This window comes from bacterium (assembly GCA_026398675.1).
In the GTDB taxonomy this organism is placed as follows: Bacteria; RBG-13-66-14; RBG-13-66-14; order RBG-13-66-14; family RBG-13-66-14; genus RBG-13-66-14.
Window position 1 is genome coordinate 1 of sequence record JAPLSK010000286.1, and the last position, 2014, is coordinate 2014.

The following is a 2014-nucleotide window of genomic DNA, read 5'->3' on the forward strand; positions in this document are numbered from 1 at the left end:
AGGTTGACCACGGCGTCGGCCTCCATGACCGGTAGGGCGATGGTTAGATCGGGGTCTACGGGGTTGATACCCGCGACGTGGCGGTGGCCGGCGGCGTCGAAGCTGATCCACCTCACCCCCAGCTCCTCGCAGACCGCCCCGATGCCGGTCACGGCCCAGATTTTCTCCACACGGACGACGGAGGGGGCGGGGGCGTCGCCGACCGTCACGTCGTACCCCGCGTCCAGGAGCGATTTGACCACGGCGCGCACCACCACCGGGTGGGTGGTCACGTGCTTATCCGGGGGGAAGTCGGCCAGGAGGTTCGGCTTCACCAGGATGTGGGCCGGGGGCGCCGGAAGCCCCGCCCTCCAGCCGCCGAAGAGCGCCAGGGTCGCGGCCAGGGAGCCCTCTACCTCGTCGGGAGAGTACGTGTTACACTTGCCGTAGCAGACGATGTGCCTGGTCAATCTCCCCCCTGAAAGGGCGATCGGTTTGAAGTCTGACGCTTTGGCCTTTCAGGGCGCGGGCCGGTCGGCGGTTTTTCTGGCGGCTCTGCTCCTTGCGCCGGTCCCGGCGTTCGCCCTGACGATCATCTACGCCCCGACACTGCCCGAGGGATCCCCCGTCACCCCGGCCGCGGCGGCGGAAAATTTCGCCGGGGGGCTGGGGGTCGAGGATGATTGGTATTATAACACCCCGAGCCTCTTCGGGGACGTGCGGACCGCCCTCCGGTCGCCGCCGACCCTTTCCGAGCTCATCGTCTACGCCGCCCAGTCCGAGGCGGACGACACGGTCTGCCTGAGCCTGATTGAAACACAGGAGGGCTGGTTCGGCTACGCCCTGCGCTGGAATCGCGGAGTCGTCTCGGGGGCCTGTCGGGGGGCGCGCGATCCGGATACGTTCGATTGGTGGCTCTTGGGCGAGGACCTGGCGCGGGAGAAATCCCCCGTGCCCGGGAGCGGCGAGCCGGACAGCCTGACCGGGGTGCGCTGGTTCGGGCACACGCTGGACGAGGGCCTGGCCCTTGTGGCCGCGATGAGATGGCTGGAGCATCACCCCGAGGAGGACACCGCGGCGCTCCAACTCGCCGACCGCACCGGGCAGGTCATACGCCAAATCGCCGTGGTGGGCGACGTCGCGGCCGTGAATAGGCTCCTCGACGGTATCGCCGCCCTGGTCGGTACGGCCGGGGAGGCGGCGGATAAAGTCCCGAAGGAAGACGGGCAGAACGTCATCATCGCCCTGTACTTCGCGGGCCACGCCGCCGAGTACGCCTGGCGCGTCACGCGCTACGCCGGACCCTGCCAGGGGATAGGCGACCTGCCCGAGCAGGCGGAAGCCGCGGCGGGGCGTTTGGCCCTCGAGTCGGAAGACTACTGGGAGCGGGCCGTGGAGGACTACCGGCGGGCGGTGGACTCGGCCGGCATCGAGGAGCTGGGCGGGAGCTGGGTGTTGATGTCCCGTGTCGCCATCATGCTTCTCTACCACGAAACCGGCCGCGAGGAGGAGTAGCCCCCTTTTTAAAGTTATCCGTCTTTCTTTGTTACCGCAACCCTAACCAAGCTAGGGAACCCATGAGCGAACCGACCTACCGCGCCCACCGCACCGAGCTGCGCTGGCTCTATTTCGTGCTGATCGTGGCGCTCCTTTTCTTCGTCCTGCCCTTCTCGAGCTGGGGGGCGGCCCTGAACATCGTGGCCCAGGCCTTCTTCCTGCTGACCATCATCGTGGGCACTTTCCGGGCCATGCAGCTCAAGAGCGAGGTGGACGCCGAGCCGAAGGGTGAGGTCGCCACCCCCCAGGGGCGCTTCAACTTCATCAACCTGCTGGTGACCGGCCTCTTCGCCATGGGCCTTCTGTTCTACTTCCTGGACAAGGTGATTGACTCGGGCGGCTCGAACATCTTCCTCTGATCCCCCACCGGAGCCGCTAAATGTGGGCGGGGTACGGAGCCCCCGCCCTGCGTTTGTCCCCCCTCTTCGGTGAAGGGTTGGGGCGGGGGGTGCCGCCATCCCCTCCCCCCTTTGGGGGG

General features: G+C 67.4%; 3 protein-coding genes. 2 read left to right on the top strand and 1 reads right to left on the bottom strand.

Annotation, left to right across the window (positions count from 1 at the left end; translation table 11 throughout):
• Positions 1-449 (bottom strand): DUF362 domain-containing protein (locus NTW26_08610; GenBank protein MCX7022313.1); only part of this gene is annotated, 449 nt, incomplete at its 3' end.
• 25 nt (positions 450-474) lie between these two features.
• Between NTW26_08610 and NTW26_08615 the strand changes: the two genes are divergently transcribed.
• Positions 475-1494, top strand: a complete 1020-nt coding sequence (locus NTW26_08615) for a hypothetical protein (GenBank protein ID MCX7022314.1) — start codon at positions 475-477, stop codon at positions 1492-1494.
• 62 nt (positions 1495-1556) lie between these two features.
• Positions 1557-1895 (top strand): hypothetical protein, encoded by a 339-nt coding sequence (locus tag NTW26_08620; protein ID MCX7022315.1) that lies wholly within the window; start codon positions 1557-1559, stop codon positions 1893-1895.
• Positions 1896-2014: the final 119 nt, after the last annotated feature.